Here is a 7644-nt window from a genome sequence, read left to right as displayed (position 1 = left end):
CGTCCCCGTGCTGCACACGGACGAGGAGGTGGAACGCGCGGTCATCCAGAACGGGGTGCGCGCGGTCCTCGCCGTCCACCCGTCGGTGCGTGCCGAACAGAGCGCGCTGCTGGGCTCGTTGGCGGCGTCGGGGTGCGCGGTGTGGGAGGTCGACGCCGACGCCTCGCCGTACCCGGCGCCCGAGCGGCTGGCCGGGTTCTCCTGCCGGCGGCTGGACCTCGCGCCGGTCCGCGGTGGTGGCGGCGCCGGCAAGCGGGTGCTGGACATCCTGGTGTCGGGGACGCTGCTGCTGCTGGTCAGCCCGCTGCTGCTGGTGTGCGCGGTGACCCTGCGGCTCACCGACGGACCCGGGCTGGTGTTCCGTCAGGAGCGCATCGGCCGGGACGGCGAGCCGTTCACGCTGCTGAAGTTCCGCACCCACCGGCCGGTCGACGAGCACGAGTCGGCGACCCGGTGGAGCGTGGCGGGCGAGCACGAGATGCGCCGCTTCTGCCGGATGCTGCGCCGCACCTCGCTGGACGAGCTGCTCCAGCTGTGGAACGTGTTGCGCGGCGACATGAGCCTGGTCGGGCCTCGCCCCGAACGCCCGTACTTCGTCGCCCAGTTCAGCGAGACGTACCCGGGTTACGCGGCCCGGCACCGGATGCGCACCGGGATCACCGGGCTCGCGCAGATCCACGGGCTGCGCGGGGACACCTCGATCGAGGACCGCGCCCGGTTCGACAACGCGTACATCGACGACTGGTCGCTGTGGCAGGACGTGTGCATCCTGCTGCGCACGGCGGCCACGCTGGTCCGTCCGACGGGGAGCTGACGCCAGGTGAGCCACGTCCCCGTACTGCCGCTGCCGCGCGCGGCCGCCCGGTTCGCGCCGGTGCTGCCGCTGGTGGCGGTGGTCGCGCTGCTGGGCCTGCCGCCGACGGGGGACGGCGCGGGGGCCGCCGACGTGGTGTCCGCGCTGGTGGTGGGGTACTGCGTGATCCTGCTGCTGCGCCAGCGGCGGCGTCCGCTGTCGCGCCGCGCGGCGGTGGTGCTGGGACTGCCCGTGGCGGGGCTCGCGGTCGCCGCCATGGGCGCGGCCTCGCCCGCGGCGGGGCTCGGCGGGATGGCCCGCTATCTCCAGGTGTTCGTGCTGGTCCCGGCGGCCGTGCTGGTGCTGCTGCGCGGGCGGGCCGACCTCCGGCTGCTGGCCTGGTCGTTCGTGGGGCTCGCGGTGTGGCAGGGGGCCGTCGGCGTGCACCAGTACGTCACCGGGACCGGCGCCTCCTACCAGGGCGAGACCGTCCGCGCGGTGGGCACCTTCGGGGCGCAGGACGTGATGGGCATGGCCACGGCGGTGGCGCTCGGCGTGGTCTGCGCGACCGGGCTGGCGCTGGGGCGGACGCCGCTGTGGCAGCGGGCGCTGGCCGCCGGGTGCGCGGTCGTGCTGCTGGTGCCGCTGGCGGTGTCCTTCAGCCGGGGCGCCTGGATCGCGACGGCGCTGACCTGCGCGGTGCAGCTGACGATGGCGGGGCTGCGGCGGGCGCTGAAGGTGGCGGCGGCCGTGGCCGCGGCGGGGGTGATCCTCGTGGGCGGCCTCGGGGTCGGTACGGCGATGCTCCAGGAGCGGATCGACAGCATCACGCAGGTCGCCGACGCCCCGGACCAGTCCGTGACCGACCGGTACACGCTGTGGGCGTCCGCCGTCGGCATGTGGCGCGAACAGCCGCTGACCGGGGTGGGGCTGAAGAACTTCCCCGAGTACCGCGACGGGCACGCCACGCTCGCGCTGTCGTCGGGCAGCGACATCGAGGGCGCCGGGGAGACGTTCCACAAGCAGGCGTTGCTCTCCCCGCACAGCATGTACCTGCTGGTGCTCAGCGAGCAGGGACTGCTCGGCTTCTGTTCGCTGGTGGGGAGCTGGCTGGCGCTGCTGGTGTGCGCGGTGCGCGCGCCGGCGCGCCGCGACGGGTCCGGTCTCGACTGTGCGCTGATCGCGTGCGGCCTGCTGCTGTGGCAGCTCGTCGACTACGTGTACGGCGACATCGGCGGCCCGTCGACCGTCCTGACCGGCGTCGCCCTCGGCCTGACGGCGTGGTGGGGGCTGACGGAACGGGCCTCCGCGGACACGGCTCGCCGGGACACCCTGCCCGGCCGCGTCGAGGAGGCGGTGGCCCGATGACGACACCCCGCACGGACTGCGCCCCGTCCCGGACCGCCGACGCGCCCCCTCTCCCGGTCGAGACGTCCGGGACCGGGTCCGAAAGCCGGAACGACCCCAGCCCCTCCCGCCGCTTCCTCGCCCGTGCCGCGCTGGTCACCGCCGCGCTGTCCATCGCCGGGTCCCTGCTCGGGCTGGTCCGGGACCAGTCGCTGGCGCGGCTGTTCGGGGCGGGGAGCGACACCGACGCGTTCCTCGTCGCGTGGACCGTGCCCGAGATGGCGGCGACGCTGCTGATCGAGGACGGGCTGGCGATCGCGCTGATCCCGGCGTTCAGCATGGCGCTGGCCCGGCGCGCGCGGGGCGTCCCCGGCGACCCGGTGCGGGAGCTGGTGCGGGCCACGCTGCCGCGGCTGTGCCTGGCGTTCGCCGCGGTGGCCGCGCTGGCCGCCGCCGGGGCGCCGTACCTGGTGGCCGTGCTCGCGCCCGGGCTGCCGGACCCGCGGCTCGCCGTGGACTGCACCCGGCTCACCGCGCTGAGCCTGCTGGCCTTCGGGCTCGCCGGGTACTGCAGCGCCGCGCTGCGGGCGCACCGGCGCTTCCTCGCCCCGGCGGCGATCTACGTCGCGTACAACACGGGGATCATCGCGACGATGTTCGCCTTCGGCGGCGAGTGGGGGGTGCGCGCGGCGGCGGCCGGGGTCGCGGTGGGCGGCTGTCTGATGGTGGCGGTGCAACTGCCGTCGCTGTGGGGCCGGCTCACCTCGCGCGCGTCCGCGCCGGCCGCCGTGGACGGCGGTGCGGCGGACGAGGAGCGGCCGGTGCGGCTGGCGCTGATCGCCGCCGTGCTGCTGTTCGCGCTGTGCCGCCAGTCACAGGTGCTGGTCGAGCGGTTCCTGGCGTCGTCGCTGCCTGCGGGCGCGATCTCGCACCTCAACTACGCGCAGAAGGTCGCCCAGATCCCGATGACGCTGTCGCTGATGGTGTGCACGGTGACCTTCCCGGTGGTGGCGCGGGCGCTGGCCGACGGGGACACCGCGCGGGCCCGCGCCCGGGTGCAGCGGGACCTGGTGCTGGCGTCCTGCGTGGTGCTGCTGGGCATGTGCGCCGTGGTCGCCTGCGCCCCGCAGATGATCGGACTGCTTTTCCAGCGCGGGGCGTTCACCGCGTCCGACACCGCCGCGACGGCGGACGTGATGCGGGTGTACGCGCTCGGCCTGCTCGGCCAGACGCTGGTGGGCGCGCTGGTCCGCTGCTACTTCTCGGCGGGCAGCGCCCGCTGGTACCCGCTGGGCGTGATGGGCGTGGGCATCGCCGTCACGTCCCTGACCGGCGTGCTCGCGGTGGGCCGCTGGGGCGTCGCGGGGATCGCCGCGGCCAACGCCGCCGGCATCACCGTCACCGCCGCCCTGCTGCTGCTCGGGCTGCGCGCCACCCCCTCCGGCGACGCCCCGGGCGTCACCGTCGGCGTCCGCCGGGTCCTCGCCGACCTGGGCCGCCCGGTCCTCGGGTCCGTCCTGGCCGTCGCCGCCGGGGTGTTCGCGGCGGGCCGGTTCGCCTCGCCCGTGGCGGCGCTCGCGGCCGGCTGCCTCGCCGTCACCGCCGTCTTCGCCCCCATCGCCCTGTCCGCCCTGGGCGTGGGCGCCGCCACCGCGCGGCGCTCCGTCCGTACCGTCACACGAAGGCTCACACATGGCCGCACCCGTTGATTCCCCGCTCGCCGACCCGGCCCCGGCGGCCCGCCGCCCGGCGACCGTCCCCTGGGTGGCGATGTACCACTCGGTGGGCGACTGCTCCGACGACCCGTACCGCATCACGGTCACCCCGGACCGGCTGGAGCACCAGCTGACCTGGCTGCGCCGGCGCGGGCTGCGGGGCGTGTCCGTGGCGGAGCTGCTGGACGCGCGCACCCGCGGCGAGGGCCGGGACCTGGTCGGTCTGACCTTCGACGACGGCTACACCGACTTCCTCACCGGCGCGCTGCCGCTGCTGCGCCGCTTCCGGTTCAACGCGACCCTCTTCGTGCTGCCGGGGCGGCTCGGCGGCGACAACGCCTGGGACCCGCTCGGCCCGCGCAAGCCGCTGCTGGACGCGGACGGCATCCGGCGCGCCGCCGGGGAGGGCGTGGAGATCGGCTCGCACGGGCTGACCCACGTCGACCTGACCCGCGCCGACGACGCGCTGCTGGACGCCGAGGTGACCGGGAGCCGCGCCCGGCTCGCCGAGCTGACCGGCGCGCCCGTGGACGGCTTCTGCTACCCGTACGGCACGGTCGACGCGCGCGCCGTCGAGGCCGTACGCAAGGCCGGCTACCGGTACGCCTGCGCCATCGACCCGGGCCCGCTGACCGGCCCGCACGCCCTGCCGCGTGCGCACGTCGGGCAGAGCGACACGGCGTGGCGGCTGCGGCTGAAGCTGCGGCTGCACCGCTGGCGCCGCCGTCCGGCGGAGGGCGTGTGAGATGAGGGCGCTGCACATCATCACCGGTCTCGGCGTGGGCGGCGCCGAACAGCAGCTGCGGCTGCTGCTGCGTCATCTGCCCGTCGAGTGCGACGTGGTGACGCTCACCAACCCGGGCCCGGTCGCCGACGGCCTGCGCGCCGACGGGGTACGGGTGCTGCACCTGGGCATGGCGGGCAACCGCGACGTGGGCGTGCTGCCGCGGCTGGTCAAGGTGATCCGCTCCGGCGGCTACGACCTGGTGCACACCCACCTCTACCGGGCCTGCGTGTACGGCAGGCCGGCGGCGCGGATGGCGGGCGTGCGGGCGGTCGTGGCGACCGAGCACTCGCTGGGCGACTCCCAGATGGAGGGCCGCGCGCTCACCCAGGGCGTGCGGGCGCTGTACCTGGCGAGCGAGCGGCTCGGCTCGGCGACGGTCGCCGTCTCCCCGACGGTGGCCGACCGGCTGAAGCGGTGGGGGGTGCCCGCTCCCCGGATCGAGGTGGTGCCGAACGGCATCGAGCTGGACCGCTTCCGCTTCGACCCGGAGCGGCGCGAGCGCACCCGCAGGCGGCTGGGCCTGCCGGACGGCGCGTTCGTCGTCGGCGGGGTGGGCCGGCTCGCCCCCGGCAAGCGGTTCGACGTGCTGGTGCGGGCGCTGGCGCGGCTCCCGGAGAACTGCTGGCTGCTGCTGGTGGGCGGCGGCCCCGAGGAGCACGTGCTGCGGCGCACCGCCCACGAGGCCGGGGTGTCCGGGCGGGTGCTGTTCACCGGGGAGCGGCCCGCCGTGCCCGACGGCACGCCCGGCCCCGACCTGCCCTCGCTCACCTCGGCGATGGACCTGTTCGCCGCCCCGTCCACGGAGGAGGCGTTCGGACTGGCGGCGGTGGAGGCCCTGGCCGCCGGGCTGCCCGTGCTCTACGGCTCCTGCCCGGCGATCGACGACCTGCCGCCGGAGTCCTCGGCCGGCGCGCGGCGGGTGCGCGGCGGCCCGGAGACGTACGCCCGCGCGATCGCCGAGGCGCGCGCGGCGGGCCCGGCCCCGCGCACGGCCGCCGAGGCCGCCCGCCACTACAGCATCACCCGCAGCTCGGCCCGCCTCATGGACGTGTACGCGGCCGCCGTGGCCGGCTCCTCCCCCTCCCTCCCCGTCAAGGAAGCACCGTCGTCATGACCGACACCCCGACCCGTCCGCGTCGTCCGCGCCTGCCGTCCCTGGACCGTGTCAGACAGCTGCCGGCCTGGTCCGCGCTGGTGGCGGGCACGCTGCTGGGCGGTCTGTCCGGCGGCGCGTACGGCCTGCTCACCCCGCCCGAGTACACGGCCACCAGTTACGTCGTGGCCGTTCCCACCGACCAGGCCACCCCGGAGTCCGCACGCGGTTTCGCGCAGGCCTACGGGCGGGTGGCCACCCAGCTCGCGGTGCTCGGGGACGCGCAGGTGTGGGCGGGCGTGCCGGTGCGCACCCTGCGGGACGGGGTGCGCACGGCGACCTCGCCGGACGCGCCGATGGTCTCCGTCACGGCCGTCTCGGAGCGGCCCGGGACGGCGGTCGACATGGCGAACGCGGTGGCGCGGGCGCTGACCCGGCACGCGGAGGACACCAAGGACAGCACCCGGGTGCGGCTGGTGCAGTTCTCCCGCGCGGTGAAGCCGTCCGCGCCCGCCTCGGCGTCGCCCGCGGTGACCGCGCTGGTCGGCGCGAGCGCGGGCGGACTGCTCGGCGGCCTGGCGCTGCTGGCCCGTCCCCGGCGCGGCGGCCGGGACGGGGAGGCGGCGCCCAGCGCCTCCGTGCCCGGTCCGGCCACCGCCGCCGACGTGCCGCGGTGACGGCGGTGAGCCCGGCCGGGACGGCTCCGGCGTCATCCGGTGCGCGACCACCAGTCGAGGCGCAGGCACAGCTTCCCGCCGAGCCAGTGCTCCACCCAGCGTCCGAGGTCCAGCGGCATGCACTGCTCCGGCAGCTGCGGCGTCGCGGGCGGCTCGGTGGGCGCCGGTGTCTGCGGGTCCTCGGGCGTACGGCCGTAGAGGGCGGAGCGGAAGACGCGGGAGGAGTCCGGGTTGTCGTCGCACTGCCACACGCCGTGCGGGCAGTAGTCGGTGACCGTGTGGTAGAGCGGCCGGTGCCGTTGCATCCAGGCGAGCATGCGGCGCATGTACTCGGGATTGTCGCCGTTGCGGAAAAGCCCCCACTCCGGATAGGCGATGGGCTTGTTGTGCGCCTTGGCGAAATCGACGTGCGCCTGGAGTCCGTACGGTTCCTTCACCTGTTCGTCGAAGGACATTCCGCGCGGCTGGTCGTAGGAGTCCATTCCGATGATGTCGACGGTGTCGTCGCCGGGATAGCACTGCGTCCACGGCACGGCGTCGCGGCCGCGGTTGGGCGTGAACTCGAACCGGAATTTCTGGCCGGGGACGGAGCGCATCGTGGTGACGATGCGGTTCCAGTACTTCTTCCAGTTCTCCGGGTCGGGGCCGCAGCGGTGGGTGTAGGTGACGCCGTTCATCTCCCAGCCGAGGACCAGGACGGTGTCCGGGATCTTCAGGGCGACGAGCCGCTCGGCGAGAGCGCGGAAGTGGTGGTCGAACTCGCCGGCCGCGCCGCGCCGCAGCAGCTCGCGAACCTCACCGTCGGGCACGCCCGCCTCGTTGCGCTCCTGGAGCGGGACGTTGAGGACGAGCATCCGCTTGTCGTCGGCGTTGCGCCAGCGCGCCCAGTCCTCGAGGAAGCCGATGTCTCCCTCGATGTCCTTCCAGTGGTTGCCGGGCAGGTAGGTGTGGCCCACGCGCAGTTCCGCGCCGCCGAGCCAGCGGCTGAGCTGCTCCATCCGCTCCACGCCGCGCGCGTCGGAGGCCAGGAAGGCGCCGAACGGCGGCACGCCCTTCGCGGGAGCGGGGGCGGGCACGGACGGTGGCCGCGGCTCCGGCACGGCGGGCAGCTCGGGCACGGACACGGCGGGCACGTCGATGTCGGGGGTGGGGAAGGCCGACGCGGCGGGCTCGGCGCCGGGCGCGGGCCGGGCTCCGGAGCCGGGCGTGGGCTGGGCGGCCGGTGTGGGGCG

The 7644-nt window shown here is 75.7% G+C and carries 7 protein-coding genes; 6 read left to right on the top strand and 1 reads right to left on the bottom strand.

Going from position 1 to position 7644, the window contains the following annotated elements:
• The 6 genes from CCN29_RS31460 to CCN29_RS31435 all read left to right on the top strand — a co-directional run.
• Window positions 1-814, top strand: an 814-nt coding sequence (locus CCN29_RS31460; protein WP_442538592.1) for a sugar transferase, incomplete at its 5' end; no start/stop codon positions are given.
• 6 nt (window positions 815-820) lie between these two features.
• A complete protein-coding gene (locus tag CCN29_RS31455) occupies window positions 821-2161 on the top strand; it encodes an O-antigen ligase family protein (RefSeq protein WP_031060120.1) in 1341 nt (446 codons plus the stop codon).
• Complete coding sequence (locus CCN29_RS31450; protein ID WP_086685942.1) at window positions 2158-3849, top strand: lipid II flippase MurJ; 1692 nt, start codon at window positions 2158-2160, stop codon at window positions 3847-3849. The genes CCN29_RS31455 and CCN29_RS31450 overlap by 4 nt, the downstream gene beginning before the upstream one ends.
• Complete coding sequence (locus CCN29_RS31445; RefSeq protein ID WP_086685939.1) at window positions 3833-4600, top strand: polysaccharide deacetylase family protein; 768 nt, start codon at window positions 3833-3835, stop codon at window positions 4598-4600. Before CCN29_RS31450 ends, CCN29_RS31445 begins: the two co-directional genes overlap by 17 nt.
• A gap of 1 nt (window position 4601) precedes the next feature.
• Complete coding sequence (locus tag CCN29_RS31440) at window positions 4602-5756, top strand: glycosyltransferase (protein WP_086685937.1); 1155 nt, start codon at window positions 4602-4604, stop codon at window positions 5754-5756.
• Window positions 5753-6412 (top strand): YveK family protein, encoded by a 660-nt coding sequence (locus CCN29_RS31435; RefSeq protein ID WP_031017493.1) that lies wholly within the window; start codon window positions 5753-5755, stop codon window positions 6410-6412. The genes CCN29_RS31440 and CCN29_RS31435 overlap by 4 nt, the downstream gene beginning before the upstream one ends.
• Before the next feature lie 32 nt (window positions 6413-6444).
• Here the strand turns inward: CCN29_RS31435 and CCN29_RS31430 are convergent.
• Window positions 6445-7644, bottom strand: a 1200-nt coding sequence (locus CCN29_RS31430) for a glycoside hydrolase family 26 protein (RefSeq protein WP_442538591.1), incomplete at its 5' end; no start/stop codon positions are given.

This window comes from Streptomyces pseudogriseolus, assembly GCA_002154585.1.
GTDB classification, from domain to species: domain Bacteria; phylum Actinomycetota; class Actinomycetes; order Streptomycetales; family Streptomycetaceae; genus Streptomyces; species Streptomyces pseudogriseolus.
Note: the sequence above shows the minus strand (reverse complement) of the source record. Positions and strands in the feature narration are given on the sequence as shown.

Coding starts and splice junctions, on each gene's coding strand:
- CCN29_RS31450 (WP_086685942.1), top strand. CDS start 2,158: ATGACGACACCCCGCACGGACTGCGCCCCGTCCCGGACCGCCGACGCG.
- CCN29_RS31445 (WP_086685939.1), top strand. CDS start 3,833: ATGGCCGCACCCGTTGATTCCCCGCTCGCCGACCCGGCCCCGGCGGCC.
- CCN29_RS31440 (WP_086685937.1), top strand. CDS start 4,602: ATGAGGGCGCTGCACATCATCACCGGTCTCGGCGTGGGCGGCGCCGAA.
- CCN29_RS31435 (WP_031017493.1), top strand. CDS start 5,753: ATGACCGACACCCCGACCCGTCCGCGTCGTCCGCGCCTGCCGTCCCTG.